Annotated in this window: 21 protein-coding genes; 10 read left to right on the top strand and 11 right to left on the bottom strand. The window is 72.3% G+C overall.

Translation table 11 applies throughout. The features are described from left to right. Nucleotides 1-36 precede the first annotated feature (36 nt). Both AC3IX6_RS24665 and AC3IX6_RS24660 read right to left on the bottom strand, forming a co-directional pair. Nucleotides 37-450, bottom strand: a complete 414-nt coding sequence (locus AC3IX6_RS24665; protein ID WP_489364674.1) for a hypothetical protein — start codon at nt 448-450, stop codon at nt 37-39. Between the two features lie 71 nt (nt 451-521). Continuing rightward, nucleotides 522-2,153 (bottom strand): aldehyde dehydrogenase family protein, encoded by a 1,632-nt coding sequence (locus tag AC3IX6_RS24660; RefSeq protein ID WP_489364672.1) that lies wholly within the window; start codon nt 2,151-2,153, stop codon nt 522-524. Between the two features lie 99 nt (nt 2,154-2,252). Between AC3IX6_RS24660 and AC3IX6_RS24655 the strand changes: the two genes are divergently transcribed. From AC3IX6_RS24655 to AC3IX6_RS24645, 3 genes are all read left to right on the top strand, one after another. After that, nucleotides 2,253-2,807 (top strand): EF-hand domain-containing protein, encoded by a 555-nt coding sequence (locus AC3IX6_RS24655; RefSeq protein ID WP_489364671.1) that lies wholly within the window; start codon nt 2,253-2,255, stop codon nt 2,805-2,807. Nucleotides 2,808-2,935: 128 nt separating this feature from the next. Then, nucleotides 2,936-3,328, top strand: coding sequence for a hypothetical protein (locus AC3IX6_RS24650; RefSeq protein WP_489364669.1), 393 nt, complete (start codon nt 2,936-2,938; stop codon nt 3,326-3,328). Nucleotides 3,329-3,614: 286 nt separating this feature from the next. Continuing rightward, nucleotides 3,615-4,046: a hypothetical protein gene (locus AC3IX6_RS24645; protein ID WP_489364667.1), complete on the top strand. Its 432-nt coding sequence runs from the start codon at nt 3,615-3,617 to the stop codon at nt 4,044-4,046. Nucleotides 4,047-4,199: 153 nt separating this feature from the next. Here the strand turns inward: AC3IX6_RS24645 and AC3IX6_RS24640 are convergent, their stop codons facing one another. Continuing rightward, nucleotides 4,200-4,967: a hypothetical protein gene (locus AC3IX6_RS24640; RefSeq protein WP_489364665.1), complete on the bottom strand. Its 768-nt coding sequence runs from the start codon at nt 4,965-4,967 to the stop codon at nt 4,200-4,202. Nucleotides 4,968-5,352: 385 nt separating this feature from the next. Here AC3IX6_RS24640 and AC3IX6_RS24635 point away from each other — a divergent pair, with 385 nt between their 5' ends. Beyond that, the gene (locus tag AC3IX6_RS24635) at nt 5,353-5,787 is read left to right on the top strand and encodes a hypothetical protein (RefSeq protein WP_489364663.1); all 435 of its coding nucleotides are present in this window, start codon (nt 5,353-5,355) and stop codon (nt 5,785-5,787) included. A 75-nt stretch (nt 5,788-5,862) separates the two neighbouring features. On the opposite strand, the gene AC3IX6_RS24630 is transcribed toward AC3IX6_RS24635, so the two are convergent. The 4 genes from AC3IX6_RS24630 to speB form a co-directional block, all read right to left on the bottom strand. Beyond that, entirely contained in the window at nt 5,863-9,729 is a 3,867-nt protein-coding gene (locus AC3IX6_RS24630) for an ABC transporter ATP-binding protein (RefSeq protein ID WP_489364661.1), read from the bottom strand. Nucleotides 9,730-9,868: 139 nt separating this feature from the next. Continuing rightward, the gene (locus tag AC3IX6_RS24625) at nt 9,869-10,591 is read right to left on the bottom strand and encodes a hypothetical protein (RefSeq protein ID WP_489364660.1); all 723 of its coding nucleotides are present in this window, start codon (nt 10,589-10,591) and stop codon (nt 9,869-9,871) included. 121 nt (nt 10,592-10,712) lie between these two features. Continuing rightward, nucleotides 10,713-12,380, bottom strand: a complete 1,668-nt coding sequence (locus AC3IX6_RS24620; protein WP_489364658.1) for a thiamine pyrophosphate-binding protein — start codon at nt 12,378-12,380, stop codon at nt 10,713-10,715. Between the two features lie 44 nt (nt 12,381-12,424). Continuing rightward, nucleotides 12,425-13,393 carry an agmatinase gene (gene speB, locus AC3IX6_RS24615; RefSeq protein WP_489364656.1) on the bottom strand — a complete coding sequence of 323 codons (969 nt, stop codon included), beginning with the start codon at nt 13,391-13,393 and terminating at the stop codon, nt 12,425-12,427. 123 nt (nt 13,394-13,516) lie between these two features. On the opposite strand from speB, the gene AC3IX6_RS24610 reads away from it, so the two are divergent. The 5 genes from AC3IX6_RS24610 to AC3IX6_RS24590 all read left to right on the top strand — a co-directional run bounded on the left by AC3IX6_RS24610 (nt 13,517) and on the right by AC3IX6_RS24590 (nt 19,894). Continuing rightward, the gene (locus AC3IX6_RS24610) at nt 13,517-16,123 is read left to right on the top strand and encodes a helix-turn-helix domain-containing protein (protein WP_489364654.1); all 2,607 of its coding nucleotides are present in this window, start codon (nt 13,517-13,519) and stop codon (nt 16,121-16,123) included. 41 nt (nt 16,124-16,164) lie between these two features. Then, nucleotides 16,165-16,683, top strand: a complete 519-nt coding sequence (locus tag AC3IX6_RS24605) for a hypothetical protein (RefSeq protein ID WP_489364653.1) — start codon at nt 16,165-16,167, stop codon at nt 16,681-16,683. Between the two features lie 130 nt (nt 16,684-16,813). Continuing rightward, a complete protein-coding gene (locus AC3IX6_RS24600; protein ID WP_266957923.1) occupies nt 16,814-17,971 on the top strand; it encodes an acyl-CoA dehydrogenase family protein in 1,158 nt (385 codons plus the stop codon). Between the two features lie 18 nt (nt 17,972-17,989). Further along, nucleotides 17,990-18,868, top strand: a complete 879-nt coding sequence (gene tesB, locus AC3IX6_RS24595) for an acyl-CoA thioesterase II (RefSeq protein WP_382976001.1) — start codon at nt 17,990-17,992, stop codon at nt 18,866-18,868. A gap of 27 nt (nt 18,869-18,895) precedes the next feature. After that, a complete protein-coding gene (locus tag AC3IX6_RS24590; RefSeq protein WP_489364651.1) occupies nt 18,896-19,894 on the top strand; it encodes a cation diffusion facilitator family transporter in 999 nt (332 codons plus the stop codon). A gap of 61 nt (nt 19,895-19,955) precedes the next feature. Here the strand turns inward: AC3IX6_RS24590 and AC3IX6_RS24585 are convergent, their stop codons facing one another. The 4 genes from AC3IX6_RS24585 to AC3IX6_RS24570 all read right to left on the bottom strand — a co-directional run bounded on the left by AC3IX6_RS24585 (nt 19,956) and on the right by AC3IX6_RS24570 (nt 23,194). Continuing rightward, nucleotides 19,956-20,378, bottom strand: coding sequence for a hypothetical protein (locus AC3IX6_RS24585; RefSeq protein ID WP_489364650.1), 423 nt, complete (start codon nt 20,376-20,378; stop codon nt 19,956-19,958). Nucleotides 20,379-20,618: 240 nt separating this feature from the next. After that, nucleotides 20,619-21,053, bottom strand: coding sequence for a hypothetical protein (locus AC3IX6_RS24580; protein WP_489364648.1), 435 nt, complete (start codon nt 21,051-21,053; stop codon nt 20,619-20,621). Between the two features lie 687 nt (nt 21,054-21,740). After that, entirely contained in the window at nt 21,741-22,547 is an 807-nt protein-coding gene (locus tag AC3IX6_RS24575) for a phosphatase (protein WP_489371548.1), read from the bottom strand. A 56-nt stretch (nt 22,548-22,603) separates the two neighbouring features. Next, a complete protein-coding gene (locus tag AC3IX6_RS24570; RefSeq protein WP_489364647.1) occupies nt 22,604-23,194 on the bottom strand; it encodes an SACE_7040 family transcriptional regulator in 591 nt (196 codons plus the stop codon). A 100-nt stretch (nt 23,195-23,294) separates the two neighbouring features. Here AC3IX6_RS24570 and AC3IX6_RS24565 point away from each other — a divergent pair, with 100 nt between their 5' ends. Next, on the top strand, nt 23,295-24,911 hold the full coding sequence (locus AC3IX6_RS24565; RefSeq protein ID WP_489364645.1) for a carboxyl transferase domain-containing protein: 1,617 nt from the start codon (nt 23,295-23,297) through the stop codon (nt 24,909-24,911). Nucleotides 24,912-24,914 lie beyond the last annotated feature (3 nt).

Below are 24,914 nucleotides of genomic sequence, written 5' to 3'. Positions count from 1 at the left end.
AACACGCGGCTGAACAGACCTAGTTGGGCCGCTCCATCAGCAAAGGATCCAGCCGGAATCGACGGATCCGGCCCCTACGCTCCCCTTTACATACACGCAGCGGTTGATCGCGTGGGCCGTGACGGGGCCGGCGTACCGGGTGAATTGCCCCGCATCGCGTACCGGGAAGCCGCCGCGCGGCTGGATGCTCACCGCCATCGAGCGCCGCTGACCGGGCTCCCGGGCCACCGCCACCGCGCAGGCCCGGTCGCGGGTCTTGTAGACGCGCACCTCCCCCGTGGAGAACGGCAGCGTCCGCACCAGGTTCCCCGCGCACCCGCCGGTCGCGGCCTGCGCGGGCTGCGCCGCCAGCAGTCCGGCCACGGCCAGCCACAGCGTCATGGTGATCACCCCCGCGCAGGCGGCCCATCGCCTCCGCGGGTTCCGCGCCTTCAGCACCCTGTCCCCCATCGGTCGTACGTACAACGTGCGCACGTTCGTACGACGCCGGGCCGCCCCGAATGGTTGCCCGGAACAAGAACTCACCCCATGTGACCCGCCGAAGCCGCCGGACCCGCCGGACCAGTCCCGCAGGCCGCCGCGTGCTCGAAGACGGACTCCCGCGGCCGGACCAGGGTGGCGACGGCGATCGACTGGAGGTGGGTGGTGCGCACGGCGGGCAGGTTGGCCTCGCCGAAGATGCCGCCCGTGGCTCCCGTGCCGCCGTTGTACGGGATCGCGGGCAGGCAGCCGATGTGCGAGTCGTTGACCTTCAGCATGCCGCCGTTGACCACCTCCTCGCAGAACCGCTCGACGACCCGCTCGTCCCGGCTCCACAGGGAGTTGCGCAGCCCGTAGCGGTTGGCGTTCAGGAAGCCGATGGCCTCCTCCAGCCGGACCGGCTCCTCGGGCACGACCACGCACAGCAGCGGGAAGAAGGTCTCCTCGCGGAAGGCGCGCAGCCGGGCCGCCGCGGCCAGCCCGTCCACCCGGACGACCGCCGGGCGGATGAACGGCCCGGCCGCCGAGGGCTCGTCGTCCACGTCGACGAACTCGCCGCCGCACAGCAGCTCCCCGCCGGCCGCCAGCACCTCGCCGAGCACCTCGGTGAACTCCGCCCGCTTCACCACCGGGCTCAGCACCGTGCGCGGATCCTCCGGCGGCCCGGGCCGGATCTCCCGCACCTGCTCCATCAGCTCCTTCAGCAGCCGGTCGGCCACCTCCGGATGGACGATGGCGAACTTCGGGGTCATGCAGATCTGCCCGGAGCCGTAGTACCGCTCGCACAGGGCCCGCGCCGCGAGATCGGTCTCGGCGTCGTGCCACACCAGCACCCCGTCGTTGCCCGACAGTTCGAGTACGGGCTTCTTCCCCGCGGCCACGCAGTCCCGCTCCAGCTTGAGGCCCTGCTCGGAGCCGCCGAAGAAGACGAGGTCGTCGCAGTCGGGGCTGTCCAGCCACTGGCGCACCACGGCGCGGGCGTGCGTACAGACCACGTTCAGGGTGCCGGGCGGGGCGCCGAGCCGCTCCAGGAGCGGGGCGACGATCTCCCGGTAGACGAAGCTGACGCCCAGCGGGGCGGTCGGCGGCGCGTTGACGACCAGGCTGTTGCCCGCGGCGAGCGCCATCGCCCCGTAGAAGGAGTTGGAGGTCGGGGCGTTGCGCGGCGGGCTCAGGCACACCACCCCGTCCGGCTTGCGCACCATGCGGGTCCGGCGGCCGGCCGAGGTGCGCTCGGGCTCCCGCAGCCGCCCGGCGAAGTCGGCGACGGAGTCCGGGTGGAAGGAGGCGGTGACGGAGTCCAGCTCCCAGGCGGCCAGCCGTACGGGGTGGCCCTCGGCGACCAGCAGCCCGGTCAGCTCCTCGCGCCGCTCGACGACGGCCCGGTGGATGCCGTGCAGCAGCTCCATCCGCTCGGCGAGCGGGACCGCCGCCCATCCCGGCTGGGCGGCGCGGGCGGCGGCCAGGGCGCGCAGACCCTGCTCGGGGGCGGACAGGGCGACGCGGCCGGCCAGCAGCCGGTCGTCGTACGGCAGGTCCTCGCCGCGCTCCAGCCGGGCCTTGAGCCCGAGCACCTCGAAGGGCTCGCGGAGGAGTTGACCCACCCGCGGCCAGTAGACCCATCGAGTGCCGGGCTCCGCGACGCCGTTGACCCATACCTCGTAAGAGTGCATCCACAACTTCCTAGCGGGATAACAGGAGTTCGTGATCACGCTGGAGATTACGCTAGGTGAACGCAGGACCCCGCACCGTAGCCGTGAAAGGCACTTGAAATGACGAACGACCTGCTCGACCGCAAGCTGGACCGCGCCTTCGCCCACCTCGACGTCAACGAGGACCAGGTGATCGACGAGCACGACATCATCGGGCTCGGCTCCCGCCTGCTGTCGGCCCTCGGCGAGCCGGCGACCTCCCCCAAGGCGACCCAGGTGATGGGCGGGCTGGTCGACTTCTGGCAGGAGCTCTTCACCGAGCTGGACATGGACCGGGACGGGAAGGTCACGCCGGAGGAGTACAAGCAGGGCATGAAGCGCCTCTTCCAGGACGACCTCGCGGCGTACGACAAGTCGTTCCGGCCGATGGCCCACGCGATGCTCCTGGTCGCCGACAAGGACGACGACGGGCGGATCAGCCCCGAGGAGTTCCAGAAGGCCCAGACGGCCTTCGACACGAAGCTGGGCCGCGAGGACACGGACGCGCTCTTCGCCCGGATCGACGCGGACCACGACGGGTTCCTCTCCGTGGACGAGCTCCTCGGCGCGGTGCGGGAGTACTACACCGGCACCGAAGAGGACGCCCCGGGCAACCTGCTCTTCGGCGAGCTCTAGTCCTGGCGGCGGCTAGCCGGGGAGGCGGGTTCCGTCAAGCCGCGAGATGTCGGGTCGTGACACCGCACGGGTGGCGGGGCGTACTGGGACGAACCCCCATCCGCCTCGCTCACCAGAGGAGAGCAGTCATGAACCACGCTTCCAGGAAGCCGCGCCTCGTCCTGTTCGCCGCATCGGCGGCCCTCGTAGCGGGCGGCGTGCTCGCACCCGCGACCGCGCTCGCCGCCACCCCCGCGAGTACGCACGCGGTCAGGGCGGACGACACCGGCAACGAGTCCACCCTCTTGCTCCGCACCGACGAGGCCTTGATCGGCAAGAACAATCCCGCCAAGGACGGCCCGGACACGTGGGGCAAGAAGAAGCACGGCAAGCGCCCCGGCAAGCACAGCCCTCCCCCCGTCTTCCAGGCTCCCGACAAGCCGGAATGGCAGTGCATCACCGCCCCCTGCGGGCCGCCCGACGTGATCCTCGACGACGGCACGGAGGGAGACGAGCCCGTTTCCCACATCGCGAGGACATGAGGATCGGCCGCGATTCACACCGCCCGAGAGGGACAGCACACCGGAGCCCCGGGTCCGCACGACGGACCCGGGGCTCCGGTGTGTGTACGAGGAGACGCGAGCGGCGCTTTTACAAGGAAAGCATCCCCGCGTCAAGCCCCGAATGCGAGTGGCGTGACGGGATTCCCGCCATCGGGTTTATTTGAAGTACGCCCTCACCGGGAAGCACCGGAAGAAGAAGAGGGCAGGGAATCACCCCGAATCCCTTTCCCCTCCCTTTCCTTTCTTTTCCGAATGGAGAACGACCATGTTCAAGATCCTGTCGACCCGCCGCATCGTCCTCGCCTCCGCTTCCGTCGCCCTGCTCGGTGGTGGCATAGCCCTCCCCGCCACCGCGATGGCCGCCCCCTCCGTCGCCCCGCAGCACGCGGTCACCGTCCTTCAGGACGACAGCGCCGACGGCATCGGCACCGGCGGCGACGCCAACGCCGAGAACACCACCGTGGGTGGCACCTCGCAGGGCGGCAACGCCGACAGCAGCGTGGGCAGCTGCAAGGGCAAGTGCACCATCACCACCGGCGATGCCCGGGGCGGCGACTCCAGCGCCGACGCCATCAACACCGGCGACGCCACCGCGGTGGGCGGCGACGGCAACGGCAAGGGCGGCAACCTGAACAAGGTCAACAAGAACACGGTCAAGAACCAGCTCAAGAAGGACCTCAAGGCCAAGCTCGGCTGACCCCGGCCGGCCGGCCACCCACGCACCACCCAGCAGAACGGCGCCCCGGGATTCCCGGGGCGCCTTCGCGTGCCGCGGACGCCGGAGAGGGCCGACCCCTCCGGCGTCCGCCGTGCGTTGCGAACCCGAACCGTCTGGCGTCGGCCCCCGGTATCAGGAGTTGCCGCCCGTGGCGGTCGCGTCGCCGCTCACCGCGATGGCGTCGCCGGTGTTGAGCGCGTCGGCACTCGCGTTGCCGCTCGTCGCGTTCCCGGTGGTGATCGTGCACCTGCCGATACACGTGCCCACACCGGAAGCGGCGGAGCCCGAGGTGGCCGTGCCGCCGACCGTGGTGTTCTCCGCGTTGGCGGAGCCGCTGGTGGCGGTGGCGTCACCGCCCCTGCGGTCGCCCTGGTCGCCGCCGCCGCCGTCCCCGCCCCGCACGGTCTTGCCGGTCGAGCTCGCGGCCGTGTGGTTGCTGCGGCTCAGCACGTCCGCGGTCACGGCCGTGTTGACGCTGTCGAAGCAGAGGCCGTTGCACCGGTTGGAGGCGCCGTCACCCACGGCGGTGTTGGTACTGGTGCCGCAGAGGCCCGAGCACTCGTTGAACGCGCCCGCCCCGACCGCGGTGGTGGCACTGTCGCCGCACAGGCCCGTGCACAGGCCGGAGGCGCGGTCGCCCACGGCGGTGTTGGTGCTGTCGCGGCACAGGCCCGTGCAGCTGCCGGAGGCACCCTCGCCCGTGGCGATGTTGTTGCTCCCCTCGCAGAACCCTTCACAGGCTCCGGGGGAAGCGCTGCCCACGAGGGCGCTGATGCTGCTGTGGCCGTAGTACGGGGCCGCCGGTGCGGCCATCGCGGTCGCGGGCAGGGCGATGCCGCCGGCCAGGGCCACGGAGGCCGTGGCCAGCACGATGCGACGGGTCCAGGAACGCTGGTTCATCGGAAATTCTCCGGGGTTCTCGTGCGGAGCAATTCGACTGTGGCCAAGCGTGCGCGCGCCGAGGCCGTCGGTCAGATACGTCCGGTGACATACGGACGCGGGGATCCCCTGGGGTTTGGTCGGGGCCGACGCTATCGCGCGGATTCCATCACCGTATGGATTCATCCACCCACGGCGTGTTGCCGGGACTCCACGGCGAGGCCGGAAATTACCAAGATCGGGTACGCGCGTCAAGCCCCGAATGTGAGTGGCGTGACGGGATTCCCGCCATCGGGTTTATTTGAAGTACGCCCTCACCGGGAAGCACCGGAAGAAATAGAGGGCAAGGAATCACCCCGAATCCCTTTCCCCTCTCTTTCCTTTCTTTTCCGAATGGAGAACGACCATGTTCAAGATCCTGTCGACCCGCCGCATCGTCCTCGCCTCCGCTTCCGTCGCCCTGCTCGGCGGTGGCATAGCCCTCCCCGCCACCGCGATGGCCGCCCCCTCCGTCGCCCCGCAGCACGCGGTCACCGTCCTTCAGGACGACAGCGCCGACGGCATCGGCACCGGCGGCGACGCCAACGCCGAGAACACCACCGTCGGCGGCGACTCCCGCGGCGGCGACGCCAGCACCGGCGTCGGGAACTGCAAGGGCAAGTGCACGATCACCACGGGAGACGCCCGGGGCGGCGACTCCAGTGCCGACGCCATCAACACCGGCGACGCCACCGCCGTCGGCGGCGACGGCAACGGCAAGGGCGGCAACCTGAACAAGGTCAACAAGAACACCGTCAAGAACCAGCTCAAGCAGGACCTCAAGGCCAAGCTCGGCAACTGACCCCAACACACCACCCAGCAGAACGGCGCCCCCGGGAATCCCGGGGGCGCCGTCGTGCGGCCGGGCCCGTCCGCCCTACGCCACGGCGGCCGGCTCGTCCTCGCCCGCGAAGGTGCGCCACAGCTCGGCGTACCGGCCGCCGCGGGCCAGCAGCTCGGCGTGGGTGCCGTCCTCCGCGACCCGGCCGCGGTCCATGACCACGACCCGGTCGGCGCGCGCGGCGGTGGTCAGCCGGTGCGCCACGACCAGGGTGGTGCGCTTGCCCGCGAGCCGGTCGGTGGCCTGGTTGACCAGGGCCTCGGTGGCCAGGTCGAGGGCGGCGGTGGCCTCGTCGAGCAGCAGCACGTCGGGGTCGACGAGCTCGGCGCGGGCCAGTGCGATCAGCTGGCGCTGGCCGGCCGAGAGGTTGCGGCCGCGCTCGGTGACGGTGTGCAGGTAGCCGCCGTCCAGGGTGGCGATCATGGCGTGGGCGCCGACCGCGTGGGCGGCGGCCTCCACCTCGGCGTCGCTCGCCTCGGGCCGCCCGTAGGCGATGGCGTCGCGGACCGTTCCCGGGAAGAGGTACGGCTCCTGGGGGACGACGCCGAGGCGGTGGCGGTAGCCCGTCAGGTCGAGCTCGCGCAGGTCCACCCCGTCGGCGGTGACCCGGCCGGAGGTCGGATCGTAGAACCGGGCCACCATCTTGACCAGCGTGGACTTGCCGGCCCCGGTCTCGCCGACGAAGGCGACGGTCTGCCCGGCGGGGATGCGCAGGCTGATTCCGGTGAGCGCCGGTTCCTTCTGCCCGCGCTCCTCTGCCGTGCCGTACGAGAAGTCGACCTCCTCGAAGGCGATCTCGCCGCGCAGCTCGGGGACCGGGCGGGGGTCGGCCGGGCGGGGGGTGCTGGTGGGCTCGCGCAGCAGGCCCTGGATCCGGCCGAGGGAGACGGTGGCCTGCTGGTAACCGTCGAAGACCTGCGAGAGCTGCTGGACGGGGGCGAAGAACAGGTCGATGTAGAGCAGGTACGCGACCAGCGCACCGGTGGTGAGCGTGCCCGCCTCCACCCGGCCCGCGCCGACGATCAGCACGGCGGCGGCCGCCCCGGAGGACAGCAGCTGCACGAAGGGGAAGTACACGGATATCAGCCACTGGCCGCGGACCCTGGCCTCGCGGTACGAGTCGCTGCGCTCGGCGAACCGGAGGGCACCGGCGCGCTGGCGGCGGAAGGCCTGGACGATGCGCAGTCCGGCCACGGACTCCTGGAGGTCGGCGTTGACCAGTCCGACCCGGTCGCGGGCGAGCTCGTAGGCGGCCACGGACTTCCGGCGGAAGAAGACGGTGCCGATGATCAGCAGGGGCAGCGTGGCGAAGACGATCAGCGCCAGCTCCACGTCCAGGACGAGGAGGGCGACCAGGATGCCGAAGAAGGTGAGGACGGAGACGACGGCGGTGACGAGCCCGGTCTGCAGGAAGCTGGACAGGGCGTCCACGTCGGTGGTCATCCGGGTCATGATCTTGCCGGTCAGCTCGCGCTCGTAGTAGTCGAGGCCGAGGCGCTGGAGCTGGGCGAAGATCTTGACGCGCAGGGCGTAGAGCACGCGCTCGCCGGTGCGGCCGGTCATCCGGGTCTCGGCGAACTGCGCGGCCCACTGGGCCAGGACCACGCCGAGGGCGAGGAGGGACGCCGCCCAGACGGCGCCGAGGGCGGCCGCTTCGACGCCCTGGTCGATGCCGTGCCGGATCAGGATGGGCAGGAGCAGTCCGGAGCCGGCGTCGAGGGCGACGAGGCCGAGGGATATCGCGAGCGGGGCCCAGAAGCCGCGCAGCAGGCGGCCCAGGTTGTAGCTGTCCTCGGCGGACGCGGCGCGGGCCTCGTCCACGTCGGGGGTGTCGTCGGCGGGCGGCAGCGCGGCCACCTGCGCGAGCAGTTCGGGGGTGGCGGACATCCCGGCGGCGGCGACGGTCTCCTCCGCCTCCTCCTGGCGCTGCCAGAGCTCGGGGGTGATCCCGCCGGCCACCCGGCGCTTGGCGTTGACCGGCTCGGAGTCGATCTCGGCTTCGAGCTCGATGCCCCGCTCCATGTCCCGGTCGAGGGCTCGCTCGAACTCCTCCATCAAGGGCGCCTCGGGCGTCCGCGGGGAGCCGGCACCCAGCGCGTCCGGGTCGGTGAGCAGCCGCCGGTACAGGGCGGAGCGACGCTCCAGCTCCTCGTGCGTACCGACGTCGGAGAGCCGCCCGTGGTCCAGTACGGCGATCCGGTCGGCCAGTGCGAGCGTGGAGCGGCGGTGCGCGATGAGCAGGGTGGTGCGGCCGGCCATGACGGCGCGCAGCGCCTCGTGGATCTCGTGCTCGACGCGGGCGTCGACGGCGGAGGTGGCGTCGTCGAGGAGCAGCAGCCGGGGGTCGGTGAGGATGGCGCGGGCGAGCGCGATGCGCTGGCGCTGGCCGCCGGAGAGGGTCAGGCCCTGCTCTCCGACCTTGGTGTCGTACCCGGCGGGGAGCGCCTCGATGAAGCCTTCGGCCTGGGCGGCGCGGGCGGCGGCCCGGATCTGGTCCTCGGTGGCGCCGGGGTGGCCGTAGGCGATGTTGGCGCGGATGGTGTCGGAGAAGAGGAACGAGTCCTCGGGGACCAGTCCGATGGCGTCGCGCAGGGAGTCGTAGGTCAGCTCGCGCACGTCGTGGCCGCCGACCCGGACGGCGCCGCGGTCGGCGTCGTAGAAGCGCGGCAGCAGCAGCGAAACGGTGGACTTCCCGCTGCCCGAGGACCCGACGAGGGCGACGGTCTCCCCCTCGGCGATCGACAGGCCGAACCCGTCGAGCACGGGCCGCTCGGGGTCGTACCCGAACCGCACGTCGTCGAACTCGACGGTGGCGGGCGCGTCCGCGGGGAGCTCCTTCGTCCCCTCCCGGATCACCGGCTCGGTGTCGATGAGCTCGAAGACCCGCTCCACGCCGGCGCGGGCCTGCTGGCCTACGGTGAGCACCATGGCGAGCATCCGGACGGGGCCGACGAGCTGCGCGAGGTAGGTGGAGAAGGCGACGAAGGTGCCGAGGGTGACCTGCCCCTTGGTGGCCATCCAGCCGCCGAGGGCCAGCATGGCGACCTGGCCGAGGGCCGGTACGGCCTGCAGGGCGGGGGTGTAGCGGGAGTTCATCCGGATGCCGCGCATCCGCCCGGCGAACAGCCGGCGGCCGGCTTCGCGGAGCTTGCCGGTCTCCTGCTCCTCCTGGCCGAAGCCCTTGACGACGCGGACGCCGGTGACGGCCCCGTCGACGACGGTGGCGACGGCGGCGGCCTGGCTCTGGGCGTACCAGGTGGCGGGGAAGAGCTTCTTGCGGCTGCGCTTGGCGATGAACCAGAGGGCGGGGGCCATGAGCAGCGCGACGACGGTCAGCAGCGGCGAGAGCCACAGCATGATGCCGAGGGATATCCCGAAGAGCAGGAAGTTGCCGATGGTCATGGGCAGCATGAAGAGCAGCCCTTGGATCAGCTGGAGGTCGGTGGTCGCCCGCCCCACGACCTGCCCGGTGGACAGCTCGTCCTGGCGGCGGCCGTCGAGCCGGGCGATGGTGTCGTACATGTCGGTGCGCAGGTCGTGCTGCACGTCGAGGGCGAGCCGGCCGCCGTAGTACCTGCGGATGTAGGTCAGCACGTACACGAGGACCGCGGCGCCTATGAGCATCAGGGCCCAGGGCGTCATGGGCTTGCTCTCGTCGCCGATGACGTCGTCGAGGATCACCTTGGTGACGAGCGGCACGAGCGCCATGACGGCCATGCCACCGAGCGAGGACCCGAGGGCCAGCAGCACATTGGTCTTGTACCGCCAGGTGTAGGCGGCGAGCCGCCTGCCCCACCCCTGTTTGCTTCCAGCCGCCGTTTCCGCCGTCGCCGTAGCCACGTACTGCCTCCCCGTTCGTCCTGCCCTGCCGGAAGCGCCAACGCTCCGACCGGCGGATTTCATCCCGCCGCAACAATTCGAACTGGGTTGCGCGGGATCCGCGCGCGGTACTGCGCCTACGGGGTGCCGCGCGCGGAGGCCGCCGGCGCCGGGGGCTGCTGCCCCCGGTGCCACGGCATCGGCACGGCCGTCGGGGCCGAGGTCAGGACTTGTGAGTTGGCGTTGGTGTTGGTGTCGGTGTTGGCATCGGCAGCACCTTCACCACGGGCGCCCGCTTCAGCGGCTTGTTCTCGCAGCCGAGGGCTTCGGTGACGCGGCGGGCCATGAGGTAGGTGAAGGCGGTCTGCCGGTCCCGGTCCGCCTGGGTCATGTTCGCCCGGGGGGCGCGGATTCCGAAGGAGCCCTCCACCGTCAGCAGGCCCTTGTCGGACTGGATCCGGAGGTCGCCGGGCATGTCGCAGCGCACGCGCAGCAGCGACCCGATGTCGTCGGCCCTGCCGACGGCCCCGTTCACCTCGACGGGCACGCTGTCCTTCGGGAGTTGCTCCTTGTTGTCCAGGGACTGCCAGCGGACCTGCAGCTGCACGCGGCCGCCGCTCTTCTGCTGTGCGGGGACGTACCCGCACATGAGCCACGGCGACGTCCAGAAGGAGGACGCCCGCAAGTCCGCCTTGAGGCTGTCCACCAGGTGCCCGGTGGTGGCGTTGATCCGGGTGTCGAAGTCACCGGACCCGGTGATCTGCTTGAGGAGATCCCTTTCGCCCGACGGATCGGCGATCGCGCACGGGTTCGCGGCGGGGGGCCCGGTTTGCTTCACGGAGCACCCGGCCGCCGCGACCAGGCAGACGAGGGCGAGCACGGACCGCTTGGCCGCGGCCGAGGTGACGCTCACTGGCTGCCGCCCGACGGGGTCGTGGATGGACACGGACGGGCCCACTCCTGCTCGAATGACAACGCTCCCCCAGGGATCTGCGACCAAAGACGTGCGACCGGGACTGATCGGTACCAACCTAACCTGGCCCGCGCGCCCGTCAGACGTGGGTGGGTCAGACGTGGGTGGGGGCGAACATCCTGAGCTCGGCCGGAAGGACCAGCAGCGAGGGGCCGGGGGTCTTGAGTGCCTTGGCCAGGTCCTCGCGGAGGGACTCCGGGGAGGTGGTGGTCGCCGGGACGTCGAAGGAGGCCGCCAGCGCCACGAAGTCGGGGCGGGTCAGGGTCGTGCCCGTCTCGCTGCCGTACGCGCGCAGGATGCCGTAGCCGCCGTCGTCCACGATCAGCCAGGTGACGTCCAGGTCGTGCTGGCGGGCGGTGGCCAGGTCGGCGATCGAGTACATCGCGCCGCCGTCGCCGGAGACCGCGAGGACCGGGGTGTCCGGCTCCGCCACGGCCGCGCCGAGGGCCGCCGGGAAGGCGTAGCCGAGGCCGCCCGAGCCCTGCGCCGAGTGCATGGTGTTGGGGTGCTTGGGGTCGAAGGCCGACCAGGCCCAGTAGGACAGGATCGTCATGTCCCAGAACGACGGGGAGCGGGGCGGGAGGGCCTGCCGGATCGAGGTCAGGAGCCGCTGCTCCAGGGTCAGGTCCTGCTCGGCCAGCCGGGCCGCGATGTCGGCGAGGAGCAGGGCGACGCGCTCGGGGGCCTGCGGGTCGGGGCGCTCGGCGACCGTTTCCAGGAGGGCCTGCAGGGCGAGGCGGGCGTCCGCGTGGATGCCGAGGGCCGCGTGGTTGGACTCCAGCTTGCCGAGGTCCGCCTCGATCTGGACGACCCGGCCCTCCGGGAAGAACGTGTGGTAGTTCGAGGACAGTTCGCCCAGGCCCGAGCCGACCACCAGCAGGACGTCCGCGTCCTCCAGGAAGTCCGTCATGTGGCGGTCCTCCAGCCAGGACTGGAGGGAGAGCGGGTGGGTCCAGGGGAAGGCGCCCTTGCCGCCGAAGGTGGTGACGACGGGGGCGTTCAGGCGTTCCGCGAGCTGCTTCAGCTTGCCCGCCGCGTCCGAACGGATCACCCCGCCGCCCGCGATGATCACCGGGCGCTCGGCGTTCTCCAGCCAGTGCGCCGCCAGCGCGGTCAGCTCCGGGCGCGGGGCCAGCTCGTGCGGGGTCGCGTCCATGCCCGTGACCTGCGGGACCACGGTTTCCGCGCGCAGCACGTCCTCCGGGATCTCCACCCACACCGGCCCGTGCGGGGCGGTCAGCGCCGATTCCCAGGCCTCGGCGATCACGGACGGGATCTGGGAGGGGGTCCGGGCGGTGTGCACGGACTTGACCACGTCCCGGAAGGAGGCCGACTGGTCGCGCAGCTCGTGCAGGTGACCGCGCCGGCCGCCGCCCAGGCCCGGGGTCGGGACCTGCGAGGAGATCGCCAGGACGGGCGCGGACGCCGCCGCCGCCTCGGCCAGGGCGGGGAGCGCCATGAGCGCGCCCGGGCCCGTGGACAGCAGGAGGGGGGCCGCCTCGCCGGTCATCCGGCCGTACGCGTCGGCGGCGAACCCGGCGTTGTTCTCCGTACGGAGTCCGACCAGGCGCAGGTCGGAGCGGCCGACGGCGTCGAAGAGGCCGAGCGCGTGCTGGCCGGGCAGCCCGAAGACGGTGGTCGCACCGAGCGAGCGCAGCGTCTCCACGACCAGGTCCCCGCCCGTGCGCCCCGGCGGCGGCGCGAGCGCGGCCGCCTTCTGGGCTTCGGTGGGACGGAGTACCAGGTCGTGGTCGTGCGTCACGCTCTTAGTTGCCCTTCGGGTTCGCCTTCGCCTGCGCGCCGTGCCTACTTGACGCTGCGTGCCGCAGCGATCTGACGGCTCATGATCGTGGTCAGCTCGTACGCGGTGTGCGAGGCCGCGACCGAGGTGATCTCCGCGTGATCGTACGCCGGGGCGACCTCGACGACGTCCGCCGAGACCAGGTTGCAGGAGGAGAGCCCGCGGATGATCTCCAGCAGCTCGCGGGAGGTCATGCCGCCCGCCTCCGGGGTGCCCGTACCGGGCGCGTGCGCGGGGTCCAGCACGTCGATGTCGATGGAGATGTACAGCGGGCGGTCGCCGATGCGCTGGCGGAGCTGGTCCGCGACCTCGTCGGCGCCGCGCCGGTAGACGTCGGCCGAGGTGACGATGCCGAAGCCCATCTTGGCGTCGTCGTCCAGGTCCTGCTTGCCGTACAGCGGGCCGCGCGTGCCGACGTGGGACAGGGCCTCGGTGTCGAGGATGCCCTCCTCGACGGCGCGGCGGAACGGGGTGCCGTGGGTGTACTCGGCGCCGAAGTAGGTGTCCCAGGTGTCCAGGTGGGCGTCGAAGTGGAGCAGCGCGACCGGGCCGTGCTTCTTCGCCACCGAGCGGAGCAGGGGCAGCGCGATGGTGTGGTCGCCGCCGAGGGTCATCAGGCGGGATCCGTTGCCGATCAGCTCGTCGGCGGCGGCCTCGATCGTGTCGACGGCCTCGTTGATGTTGAAGGGGTTCGCGGCGATGTCGCCGGCGTCGGCGACCTGCGCGAGCGCGAACGGGGAGGCGTCCTGCGCCGGGTTGTACGGGCGCAGCAGGCGGGAGGCCTCGCGGATGGCGTTGCCGCCGAAGCGCGCGCCGGGGCGGTACGAGACTCCGGAGTCGAACGGCACGCCGACGACGGCCACGTCGGCCTTGCCGCCGACCTCGTCGAGGCGGGGCAGCCGGGCGAAGGTCGCGGGGCCCGCGTAGCGCGGGATGCGGGAGGAGTCGACGGGGCCGCGCGGCTGCGTGCTCATGAGGGGGTGCCCTTCGGGAGGTCCTGGTGATGCTGGTGCGGTCCTTCGAGCGTAAACGGACACCCCCGGGGCGCGAAGTGTACGTTTCATCCATCCGGCTCCCTCGATGTGTACGGAGTATCCATGGAAGCCCCGCCCACCCCGCCGGTCACCCTCACCCGACTGCTCGCCGACCACGAGCTGGGCCTACGCCACCTGGCCGGCCCCGCCGAGGCGGAACTGCACGGAGTCCACGCTTCCGAGATGCCGGACCCCTCCCCGTACCTCCTGGGCGGCGAACTCCTCCTCACGGCGGGCACAAGCCTCACGGAACCGGCCACCTGGCCGACCGCGGACGGCCGGGCGGGGGCCTGGCCGGGCGGGGACACGGAGCCCGCCGCAGGCGGCCGGGCGGAGCCCTCGGGGGCAGGGGCCTGGGCAGCCGGGGACACGGAGCCCGCCGCAGGCGGCCGGACAGAACCCTCGGGAGCGGACGCCTCGCCGACCGGGGACACGGAACCCGCCGTGGGCAGCCCGACGGGGACCTCCGGGGCAGGGGCCTGGGCGGCCGGGGACACCGAACCCTCGGGGGTGGAGGCCTGGTCGACCCGGGAAGCAGACCACGCCACAGGCGGCCAGGCCCAGCCCTCAGGGGCGGGCGGCGGTCCGGCGGGAGCCGGGCTCGCCGGCGTTCGCCCCGGCCACGGAGGCGCGGGACACGCGGACAGCGGGCACGCCCACACCGGGGCAGCCGGTACGAACCCGGTCGGCACGGACCCGGCCAGCGCCGGACACGCAGGTCCCGGACACGCGGGCGCCGGGCACCCAGGTGCCGGACCGGCGGATGCCGGACACGCAGGTCCCGGACACACGGGCGCCGGGCACGCGGGCACCGGACACGTGGGCGCCGGGCTGGTCGACGCCGGACCGTACGTCGCGCGGCTGGTCCGGGCCGGGGTCGGGGCCATCGGCTTCGGGGTGACCCCGGTGTACACGACCGTGCCGCAGTCCCTCGTCGAGGCCTGCGACCGGTACGGTCTGCCCCTCGTCGAGGTGCCGCCCGGGACCCCGTTCACGGCGGTCGGCCGGAGCGTCTGGCGGCTGATGGCACGGGCCAGGACGGCCGAGCTCCGCCGGGTGACCGAGGCCCAGCAGTCCCTGGCGGCGGCCGCCGCCCGCCCGGACCCGGTGCCCGCGGTCCTGCGCCGGCTGGCGGCGACCCTGGGCGGCTGGGCCGGGCTGCTCCCCGCCGCCCGTCCGGACGCCCCGTCGACCACCGGGGCGGGACCCGCCGCGGGGGCAGGCATCGTCCGGCCCGCACCCACCGGGGCCGGAGCCGGGCCCTGGCCTTCCGCCGAGGCGGGCACCGTGCGGCCCGCACCCACCGGGACAGGAGCCGGACCCGCACCCGACGCCGGGGCAAGCACCGCTCGGCCCGCATCCGCCACCGCCGGAGCCGGCCCTTCCGCCGGGGCGACCGCCATGCGGCCCACACCCACCGGGACCGGGGCCGGGCCCGCGCCGACCGCCGGTGCAGGCACGGTTCGCCCCGCACCGACCGGGGCCGGGACCGGACCAACGCCCGTCCCCGGAGCGAGCGCCGTTCGACCCACACCCACCGGGGCTGGCCCCACACTCACACCCACCCCCGGAGCGAGCACCCTTCGCCCCACACCCGCCGGGACCGGGACCGGAGCCGGGCCCGCGTCCACCACGCCGGAGGGCCCGGACAGTCGCCGGGAGTCGGGCTTCGGGGCGGGTGCCGTCGGGCCGACGCTCGGGGGGCCGGGCCGGATCGCGCCGGCCGTCCCCGGCGCCTCCGCCGGAGCGGCGCCCGACGCGGAGGTGCTCGACGTGCTCGGGGCACTCGCCCGACGGGTCGCACCCGGATCCGCGGTCACCGCCACGGCCGCGCACGAGGGGCTCCACCTCAGCGTCCACGCCCTCGGCGACGGGTGGGTCCTCGCCCTCGCGACCCCGACGCGGGCCCCCGGAGACCACACCGTCGCCTCGGTGGCGGCCGTCCTGCTGACCCTGCTCACCGCGCGCCGCCCGGCCGGGGCGGAGGCCGCCGCCCTGACCCGCCTGCTGCTCGGCGGGGATCCGGCCGGGGCACTGGGCCCCGGGCCCTGGTACGCCGTACACGCCCGCGGCACCGGGGACCCGCGGGCCCTGGCGGCCGCGCTGGGCACCGTCCTGCTGGACCCGCGCGGGGACTCCGTAGGCGAGGACTCCGCACACGTCGGCCCCGCACACGTCGGCCCCGCGCCCGTCGGCCCCGCGCCCGTCGGCCCCGCGCCCGCGGACTCCGTACGGCTGCTCACCGAGCGCGAGCCCGGCCCGCAGCCCGGGTGGCGGCTCGGGGTGAGCGCCCCGACCCGGCCCGAGGGCCTGCCCGGCGCCGACGCGCAGGCCGGGCGGGCCCTGGAGCGCGCCGAGGCGGCCCGTACCCCGCTGGCCCGCCACACGGAGCCCGGCCTCGCGGGCCTGGTCGGCGCGGCCGAGGCCCGGGCCCACGCCGAGGCCCTGCTCGGCCCCCTCTCCCCCGCCCTGCGCGAGACCCTGCGGGCCTGGCTGGCCCACCACGGCAGCTGGGACCGCAGCGCGGCCGCGCTCGGGATCCACCGCAACACCGTCCGCCAGCGCATCGCCCGCGCGGCCGCACTCCTGGGCTCCGACCTGGACGATCCGGACACCCGGATGGAGCTGTGGTTCGCGCTCCGGCACTCCGATGGCCCGGACGCCCCGTAGGCCGTGTCGCGGCGGCAGACGGGCGGGTCCACCCTGAGGACATGAACCGGCCGGACAGCTCCTCGGAGCCCTCGGAGCCTTCGGGGCCCTCAAAGCCCTCGGAGCCCCCGCACTGGGGACCGCGCCCACCCCAGCAGCCCCCTCCCTACCCGCCCCCGCCGCCCCGGAGGCACCGCCGCTGGCCGTGGGTCCTGCTCGGTCTGCTCCTCCTCCTGCTCGGCGGCTGCGCAGCCCTCTTCGCCGTCTTCGTCAACGAGGTGTCCGAGGAGGCCGCGCGGCCCGCCAAGATCGCGTACGCGGCCACCGGCACCGCCTCGGGCGTGGCCATCACCTACTCGACCTGGCGCGACGGAAACCTGTCCACCAGCCAGGTCGGCGACCGGACCCTGCCCTGGACCAAGGAGATCACCACGAAGGGCTTCGTCAAGGGAGGCTCCCTGGTCGTCACCCTGGGCCCCGACGGCGGCACCGCCACCTGCTCGGTGACCGTGGACGACTCCGCGCCCATCACGGCGACGGCCACCGGCCCCTTCGCCTCGGCCGTCTGCAACGGTTTCTGAAGGACCTCCGGGGCAGCTCCGCGCCGACGTGCCCGACCTCACTCTGGACAGCGCGACCAACTCGCCGGTAACTTAATCTGAGCAAGCGCTTAGATTGGGCGGCTGACTGCCGCGACGAAGGGAGTCGGCCGTGCGCCGTACGGTGTTCAACGAGGACCACGAGGCGTTCCGCGAGACCATCCGCGCCTTCATCGAGGCCGAGGTCGTCCCGGTCTACGACGAATGGTTCGCGGCCGGCCAGGCCCCGCGCGAGTTCTACTACAAGCTCGGCGAGCTGGGCATCTTCGGCATCAACGTCCCCGAGGAGTTCGGCGGCGCGGGCCTGGACACCCACAAGTTCGAGGCCGTCCTCTACGAAGAGACCTCCCGCGCGGGCGTCAACTTCGGCGGCTCCGGCGTGCACGTGCTGCTCGCCCTCCCCTACATCAAGATGCTGGCCGACATCGAGCAGAAGAAGCGCTTCCTGCCGAAGTTCGTCTCCGGCGAGGAGATGTGGGCCCTGGCGATGACCGAGCCGGGCACCGGCTCCGACGTCGCGGGCATGAAGACCACCGCCAAGCTCTCCGAGGACGGCACGCACTACGTCCTCAACGGCTCCAAGACCTTCATCACGGGCGGCGTGCACGCCGACCGCGTGATCGTCTGCGCCCGCACCTCCGCCCCCAGCGAGGACGACCGCCGCTTCGGCATCTCCCTCTTCGCCGTGGACACCAAGTCCGAGGGCTACTCCATCGGCCGCAAGCTCGACAAGCTCGGCCTGCGCACCTCCGACACCGCCGAGCTGGCGTTCGTCGACGTGAAGGTCCCGGTCGAGGACCTGCTCGGCGAGGAGAACAAGGGCTTCTACTACCTCGGCGCCAACCTGCCGTCCGAGCGCTGGGGCATCGCCTTCGGCGCGTACGCGCAGTCCAAGGCCGCCGTCCGGTTCGCCCAGCAGTACGTCACGGACCGCACCGTCTTCGGCAAGCCGGTCGCGCACTTCCAGAACACCAAGTTCGAACTGGCCGCCTGCCAGGCCGAGGTGGACGCCGCCGAGGCCGTCGCCGACCGCGCCCTGGAGGCCCTGGACGCCGGTGAGCTCACCGCCGCCGAGGCCGCTTCCGCGAAGCTGTTCTGCACCGAGGTCGCGCACCGCGTCATCGACAAGTGCCTCCAGCTGCACGGCGGCTACGGCTACATGAACGAGTACCCGATCGCCCGCCTGTACGCCGACAACCGCGTGAACCGCATCTACGGCGGCACCAGCGAGGTCATGAAGTCCATCATCGCCAAGTCGATGGGCCTGTAAGGCATCTAGCCTTCACCCATGAACGAGGCCCTCACGACTCTCCTCGATCTGCTCGACTTGGAGCAGATCGAGGAGAACATCTTCCGCGGTACCAGTCGTTCCGCGCTGGTACCGCGGGTCTTCGGCGGCCAGGTCGCGGCCCAGGCCCTGGTAGCGGCAGGCCGGACCGTCCCCGAGGACCGCACCGCGCACTCGCTGCACTCGTACTTCCTGCGCGCCGGTGACCCGGGCGCGCCGATCGTGTACTCGGTCGACCGGATCCGCGACGGACGCTCCTTCACCACGCGCCGCGTCGTCGCCGTCCAGCACGGCCAGCCGATCTTCCACCTCTCCGCGTCCTTCCAGACGTACGAGGAGGGCCTCGACCACCAGACCGCGATGCCCGACGCCCCCGATCCGGAGACCCTCCCGACGGCCGCCGAATCCCTCCCGCTCTACCGGGAGATCTTCCGCGACCCGGGCACGGTGGAACGGCTCATCGAGGCACGCGGCGCGGTGGACCTCCGCTACGCGACGGTCCCGCCCTGGGGCAGCGTCGGCGAACCGGTCGAACCGCGCTCGCAGGTGTGGTTCCGTACCGCCGGCAAGCTGGAGAGCGACGACGCGCTCCTGCACACCTGCCTGGCCACGTACGTCTCCGACATGACCCTGCTCGACTCGGTGCTGCTCGCGCACGGGAAGGGCGGATGGGCGGTCGGCGACGTGGTCGGCGCCTCGCTCGACCACGCGATGTGGTTCCACCGGCCGTTCCGCGCCGACGAATGGCTGCTGTACGACCAGGAGTCCCCCTCGGCCGCCGCCGGCCGGGGCCTGGGCCAGGCCCGGATCTGGACGCAGGACGGCAGGCTCGCCGTGACGGTCATCCAGGAGGGCGTGGTGCGCGTCCCGCGCGCGTAGTACGGCCGTCCGACATAACGTCACACCATGTCCAGCAGCGATGCGATGGTGAACGGAAGCGGAACCGGAAGCGGCGGCCCGGACGGGAGCCCCGACGGGGCCCCGGGCGAGGACGAGAGCGTCGGCACGGTCATCGTCGCCGTGGTCACGAACCTCGGCATCGCCGCCGCCAAGGCCGTGGGCGGGGTCGTCAGCGGATCGAGCGCGATGCTCTCCGAGGCGGCGCACTCGGTGGCCGACACGGTGACCGAGGTGATGCTCCTGACCGCGCTGAAGCGGAGCGCGAAGCCGGCGGACGAGGCGCACCCGCTGGGCTACGGGCCGGAGCGGTACATCTGGGCACTCCTCGCCTCGATCGCCACCTTCGTCGGCGGCGCGGTGTTCGCCGTCTACGACGGCATCCACACCCTGATGCACGGGGAGGACCCCGGCAATCCGACCCTCTCCTACATCATCCTGGCCGTCGCCGCCGTCCTGGAGGGCTACTCCCTGCTGGTCGCCTGGCGGCAGGTCAAGGGCGAGGCGGCGCGGATGAGCGCGCCCCTGGGGCTGTACGTGAAACACACCCCGGACACGGCGGTGAAGGCCGTCCTCCTGGAGAACGTCGCCGCCCTGATCGGACTGGCACTGGCGGCGGGCGGCCTGCTCGGGGCGCAGCTCACGGGATCGGGCGTGTACGACGGCGTCGCCTCACTCCTCATCGGGCTGCTGCTGGTGTGGGTGGCCTGGGAACTGGGCCGCTCCAACGCGCAGTACCTGATCGGACGGCCTCTGCCGGAGGGGATGCGGGCGGAGGTGCGGGAGGAGCTGCTCTCCGTCCTGCACATCGAGGGCGTGCTGGAGCTGACCACGCTCGTGCAGGGGCCCTCGGAGGTACTGATCGCCGCGAAGATCGACTTCCACGACCTGGCGTCCGCGGCACAGGTGGAAGCAGCCTGCGAGACCGCCGAGGCCCAGCTCCGCGACCGCTTCCCGGCGATCCGCCGGGTCTACCTGGACCCGACCCCTTCCCCTCCCCCCGCCTGACACACAGGACGGCGCCCCGGGAGTTTCCCGGGGCGCCGCCGTGTGGGGGTGGTAACTGGGCCTACTTGCCGAGCTTGGCCTTGAGGTCCTGCTTGAGCTGGTTCTTGACGGTCTGCTTGTCGACCTTGTTCAGGTTCCCACCCGTACCGGTCCCCTCGCCGCCCACCGCGGTGGCGTCGCCGCTGTTGATGGCGTCGGCACTGGAGTCGCCGCCCCGGGCGTCACCGGTGGTGATCGTGCACTTGCCCTTGCAGTTCCCGACGCCACTGTCGGCGTTGCCGCCCTGCGAGCTGCCACCCACGGTGGTGTTCTCGGCGTTGGCGTCGCCGCCGGTGCCGATGCCGTCGGCGCTGTCGTCCTGAAGGACGGAGACCGCGTGCTGCGGGGCGGCCATCGCGGTGGCGGGGAGGGCGATGCCACCACCGAGCAGGGCGACGGAAGCGGAGGCGAGGACGATGCGGCGGGTCGACAGGATCTTGAACATGGTCGTTCTCCATTCAGAAAGGAAAGGGAGGGAAAGGGATTCGGAGTGATTCCCTGCCCTCTGGTTCTTCCGGCGCTTCCCGGTGAGGGCGTACTTCAAATAAACCCGATGGCGGGAATCCCGTCACGCCACTCACATTCGGGGCTTGACGCACATACCCGATCTTGATAGCGGCTCGGAACGCACGACGGCGCCCCCGGGATTCCCGGGGGCGCCGTTCTGCTGGGTGGTGTGCTGGTGTCAGTTGCCGAGCTTGGCCTTGAGGTCCTGCTTGAGCTGGTTCTTGACGGTGTTCTTGTTGACCTTGTTCAGGTTGCCGCCCTTGCCGTTGCCGTCGCCGCCGACGGCGGTGGCGTCGCCGGTGTTGATGGCGTCGGCACTGGAGTCGCCGCCCCGGGCGTCTCCCGTGGTGATCGTGCACTTGCCCTTGCAGTTCCCGACGCCGGTGCTGGCGTCGCCGCCGCGGGAGTCGCCGCCGACGGTGGTGTTCTCGGCGTTGGCGTCGCCGCCGGTGCCGATGCCGTCGGCGCTGTCGTCCTGAAGGAGCGACACCACGTGCTGCGGGGCGGTCGTGGGGGCGGCCATGGCCGTGGCGGGGAGGGCGATGCCACCGCCCAGCAGGGCGACGGAAGCGGAAGCGAGGACGATGCGGCGGGTCGACAGGATCTTGAACATGGCCGTTCTCCATTCGGAAAAGAAAGGGAAGGAAGGGGAGGGGATTCGGAAATCATCCAGGAAAGGATCCGGGATGATTCCCTGCCCTCTATTTCTTCCGGTGCTTCCCGGTGAGGGCGTACTCCAAATAAACCCTCTGGCGGGATCCGCGTCACGCCACTCACATTCGGGGCTTGACGCACATGCCCGATCTTGATAACCCCGGCGTGGGCCCGCTGGCGCGTACAGGTGGGCTGCCCTGCGGGGCCAAGTCCCCGCCGCGACCCTTGCCGCTACGCGGGGCGAAGTTCCCCTACCCACCCTTCGCCCGTTCCCCGGGCTCTGCCCGGACCCGGTCCTCAAACGCCGGACGGCTGAAAAGACCAACCCCGGCCGGGCGGGGCTGGAAGGTCGCCCCCGGGCGGGGCCGGAGGTTGAGGGGTCGGGCCCGGCGGGTCGGGGTCGGGGACGGGGTGGGGTGTTGGCCTGGACGTAGAGCGTGATTTGTGGCGCGGAAACACCCCGCGGCCTGGCGGAGCAGGACACAGGGCGCCTAAATCATGCAGTCCAGGCCAACACCCCACCCCGGCCCCGGCACCGACCCACCCGCAGCCCACCCCCACCCACAGACGGACCCCAACCACAACACAGCCCCGCCGGCGTTTGAGGCGCAGGGGTCCGGGGACCGGCCCCCGGCAACCGCCTCGGCTACAGCAGACCCGCCCCCGCGAGGAGGTACGCGACCAGAGGGTCGTAGAAGCGGGGGTCCCGGACATGGTCATCCAGGGGCACCGCCACCTGCAGCGTGCCCTCGGCCTCGGCCAGGAAGAGCGCCGGGTCGTTGCAGTCGGCGTACCCCACCGCGTCCAGCCCGCGCTGCGCCGCACACCCCGCCCAGCCGTGGTCGGCGACGACCAGGTCGGGCTGGGGGCGGCCGTGGGCGGCCAAACCGTCCAGGATCGCCGCCATCGGCTCCGGCGAGTGCGTGTGCCACAGCGTCGCCCCCCGCTCCAGCACCGCGACGTCCGCGAACTGCCACACCGAGCCCTCGTCGGCGACCAGCCCCGGCGGAATCACCACGATCTCGCAGCCCGCGGAGCGCAACGCGTCGGCGGTGGCCCGGTGGACGTCCAACAGCCCGCCCGGGTGCCCCGTGGCCAGCAGCACGCTCTGCCGGTCCAGCGCGGCCTTGTGCAGCCGCGCGGCCATCCGGTCGAGGGCGGCCACGGTGAGCTCGGGGTCGATGGTGTCCTGGCCGACGCGGTGCGCGGGGTCGTCCACGACGCCGCAGCGCTCGGCCATCACCGCGAGCACGTCCTGCTCGTCCGTCCAGCGGTCGCCCAGCTCCAGGCCCAGCCAGTAGTGCCGGTCGCCGTTGGCGAGCTTGCGGTAGTGGGAGAGGTTGTTGTCGCGCGGAGTGGCGACGTCCCCCGCGATCCGCGTCCGGACCAGGTGGTCGATGAGTTCGGCTCGGCTGGGCACAGGCGTCTCTATCGGCTTCGGCATGCGGCCCATTCTGCCGCCGAGCACCCGGAGCCGTCCCGTCCATCCCGACCTGCGGACGCGCCCGGTCATCCCGACAGCGCCCCGAAGGCCCCGTTCGCGAGCCGTCGCAGCAGCGACTCCGTCGCGTCCCGGCCGAGCGCCGCCAGGTGCGGGGTGGAGTTGAGCAGACCGAAGACCGCGTGCACGGAGACGCGTACCTCCGCCTCGCCCACCTCGGGGTGCAGTTCCCGTACGACGTCGACCCACAGCTCGACGTACTTGCGCTGGAGCTGCCGCACGAGCTTGCGGTCGGCCTCGCGCAGCCGGTCCAGCTCCCGGTCGTGGAGGGTGATCAGCGCCCGGTCGTCGAGCGCGAAGTCGATGTGGCCGTCGATCAGCGAGGCCAGTACGGCTGCCTTGTCCCCGTGCGGGGCAGCAGCGGCCTCCTCCACCCGTCGGCGGCCGCCCGTCAGCAGCCGTTCGCTGATGCCGACGAGCAGCTCGGCGAGCATCGCGTCCTTGCCCGCGAAATGCCGGTACAGCCCGGGGCCGCTGATGCCCACCGCGGCCCCTATCTCGTCCACGCCCACGCCGTGGAAACCACGCTCGGCGAAGAGGCGCGCTGCCTCGCCGAGGATCTGCTCGCGCCGGGTCGGGGCGGCCGCTCTGGTGCTCATGGGAATCCATTCTAGACAGGGCCGTTAGCGGTCGTTAACCTAAGTCCCACATGCGTTAACGCTCACTAACATGAGCGCACCGAGCAAGGGAGCTCGACCGATGCAGCAGGCACCAGTGCTGGCGAGCGCCGCCGATCCGGCGTCCGATGCCTGGCGGGCCAACGAGGCCGCCCACCGCGAGCTCTCCGAGGGCCTGCGGGCCCGGCTGGAGGCGGCCCGGCTCGGCGGCGGCGAGAAGGCCCGCGCCCGGCACACCGCCCGCGGGAAGCTGCTGCCGCGCGACCGCGTGGACGCCCTCCTCGACCCCGGGTCCCCCTTCCTGGAGCTGGCCCCGCTGGCCGCCGAGGGCATGTACGGGGGCGCGGCCCCGGCCGCCGGGGTGATCGCCGGCATCGGCCGGGTCAGCGGCCGCGAGTGCGTGATCGTCGCGAACGACGCCACCGTCAAGGGCGGCACGTACTACCCGATGACCGTGAAGAAGCACCTGCGCGCCCAGGAAGTGGCCCTGGAGAATCGTCTCCCCTGCCTCTACCTGGTCGACTCGGGCGGCGCCTTCCTCCCCATGCAGGACGAGGTCTTCCCCGACCGGGACCACTTCGGCCGCATCTTCTACAACCAGGCCCGCATGTCGGGGGCCGGCATCCCGCAGATCGCCGCCGTCCTCGGCTCCTGCACGGCGGGCGGCGCGTACGTACCGGCCATGAGCGACGAGGCCGTCATCGTCCGCGGCCAGGGCACGATCTTCCTCGGCGGCCCGCCGCTGGTGAAGGCCGCCACCGGCGAGGTGGTCACGGCCGAGGAGCTGGGCGGCGGCGAGGTCCACTCCCGGACCTCCGGGGTCACCGACCACCTCGCGGAGGACGACGCCCACGCGCTGCGGATCGTACGGAACATCGTGGCGACCCTGCCCGAGCGCCAGGCGCTGCCCTGGTCGGTCGAGGCTCCCGAGGAGCCCAAGGTCGACCCGTACGGGCTGTACGGCGCGGTGCCAGTCGACTCCCGCACCCCCTACGACGCCCGCGAGATCATCGCCCGGATCGTGGACGGCTCCCGCTTCCAGGAGTTCAAGGCGGAGTTCGGGCAGACCCTGGTCACCGGCTTCGCCCGGATCCACGGGCACCCGGTCGGGATCGTCGCCAACAACGGCATCCTGTTCTCCGAATCGGCCCAGAAGGGCGCGCACTTCATCGAGCTGTGCGACCAGCGCGGCATCCCGCTGCTCTTCCTCCAGAACATCTCCGGCTTCATGGTCGGCCGGGACTACGAAGCGGGCGGCATCGCCAAGCACGGCGCCAAGATGGTCACGGCCGTGGCCTGCACCCGGGTCCCGAAGCTCACGGTGGTGGTCGGCGGCTCGTACGGCGCGGGCAACTACTCGATGTGCGGCCGGGCGTACAGCCCCCGCTTCCTGTGGATGTGGCCCAACGCCAAGATCTCCGTGATGGGCGGCGAACAGGCGGCCTCCGTCCTGGCGACGGTCAAGCGCGACCAGATCGAGGGCGCGGGCCAGGAGTGGCCCGCAGAGGACGAGGAGGCCTTCAAGGCCCCGGTCCGGGCCCAGTACGAGGAACAGGGCAACGCCTACTACGCCACGGCGCGGCTGTGGGACGACGGGGTCATCGACCCGATGGAGACCCGGCAGGTGCTGGGACTGGCCCTGACCGCGTGCGCGAACGCTCCCCTGGGCGACTCGGGCTTCGGCATCTTCCGTATGTGACGT

The organism is Streptomyces sp. GL_141 (genome assembly GCF_057834385.1).
This window is presented reverse-complemented; position numbering and strand designations above follow the sequence as displayed.

What these genes read in the sequence shown, in the direction of transcription:
- AC3IX6_RS24590 (WP_489364651.1), top strand. Translation starts at nt 18,896, where the DNA reads ATGTCCAGCAGCGATGCGATGGTGAACGGAAGCGGAACCGGAAGCGGC.
- AC3IX6_RS24640 (WP_489364665.1), bottom strand. Translation starts at nt 4,967, where the DNA reads ATGAACCAGCGTTCCTGGACCCGTCGCATCGTGCTGGCCACGGCCTCC.
- AC3IX6_RS24565 (WP_489364645.1), top strand. Translation starts at nt 23,295, where the DNA reads ATGCAGCAGGCACCAGTGCTGGCGAGCGCCGCCGATCCGGCGTCCGAT.
- AC3IX6_RS24665 (WP_489364674.1), bottom strand. Translation starts at nt 450, where the DNA reads ATGGGGGACAGGGTGCTGAAGGCGCGGAACCCGCGGAGGCGATGGGCC.
- AC3IX6_RS24655 (WP_489364671.1), top strand. Translation starts at nt 2,253, where the DNA reads ATGACGAACGACCTGCTCGACCGCAAGCTGGACCGCGCCTTCGCCCAC.
- AC3IX6_RS24635 (WP_489364663.1), top strand. Translation starts at nt 5,353, where the DNA reads ATGTTCAAGATCCTGTCGACCCGCCGCATCGTCCTCGCCTCCGCTTCC.
- speB (WP_489364656.1), bottom strand. Translation starts at nt 13,393, where the DNA reads ATGAGCACGCAGCCGCGCGGCCCCGTCGACTCCTCCCGCATCCCGCGC.
- tesB (WP_382976001.1), top strand. Translation starts at nt 17,990, where the DNA reads ATGAACGAGGCCCTCACGACTCTCCTCGATCTGCTCGACTTGGAGCAG.
- AC3IX6_RS24660 (WP_489364672.1), bottom strand. Translation starts at nt 2,153, where the DNA reads ATGCACTCTTACGAGGTATGGGTCAACGGCGTCGCGGAGCCCGGCACT.
- AC3IX6_RS24630 (WP_489364661.1), bottom strand. Translation starts at nt 9,729, where the DNA reads ATGAAATCCGCCGGTCGGAGCGTTGGCGCTTCCGGCAGGGCAGGACGA.
- AC3IX6_RS24610 (WP_489364654.1), top strand. Translation starts at nt 13,517, where the DNA reads ATGGAAGCCCCGCCCACCCCGCCGGTCACCCTCACCCGACTGCTCGCC.
- AC3IX6_RS24645 (WP_489364667.1), top strand. Translation starts at nt 3,615, where the DNA reads ATGTTCAAGATCCTGTCGACCCGCCGCATCGTCCTCGCCTCCGCTTCC.
- AC3IX6_RS24650 (WP_489364669.1), top strand. Translation starts at nt 2,936, where the DNA reads ATGAACCACGCTTCCAGGAAGCCGCGCCTCGTCCTGTTCGCCGCATCG.
- AC3IX6_RS24585 (WP_489364650.1), bottom strand. Translation starts at nt 20,378, where the DNA reads ATGTTCAAGATCCTGTCGACCCGCCGCATCGTCCTCGCCTCCGCTTCC.
- AC3IX6_RS24580 (WP_489364648.1), bottom strand. Translation starts at nt 21,053, where the DNA reads ATGTTCAAGATCCTGTCGACCCGCCGCATCGTCCTCGCTTCCGCTTCC.
- AC3IX6_RS24570 (WP_489364647.1), bottom strand. Translation starts at nt 23,194, where the DNA reads ATGAGCACCAGAGCGGCCGCCCCGACCCGGCGCGAGCAGATCCTCGGC.
- AC3IX6_RS24605 (WP_489364653.1), top strand. Translation starts at nt 16,165, where the DNA reads ATGAACCGGCCGGACAGCTCCTCGGAGCCCTCGGAGCCTTCGGGGCCC.
- AC3IX6_RS24575 (WP_489371548.1), bottom strand. Translation starts at nt 22,547, where the DNA reads ATGGGCCGCATGCCGAAGCCGATAGAGACGCCTGTGCCCAGCCGAGCC.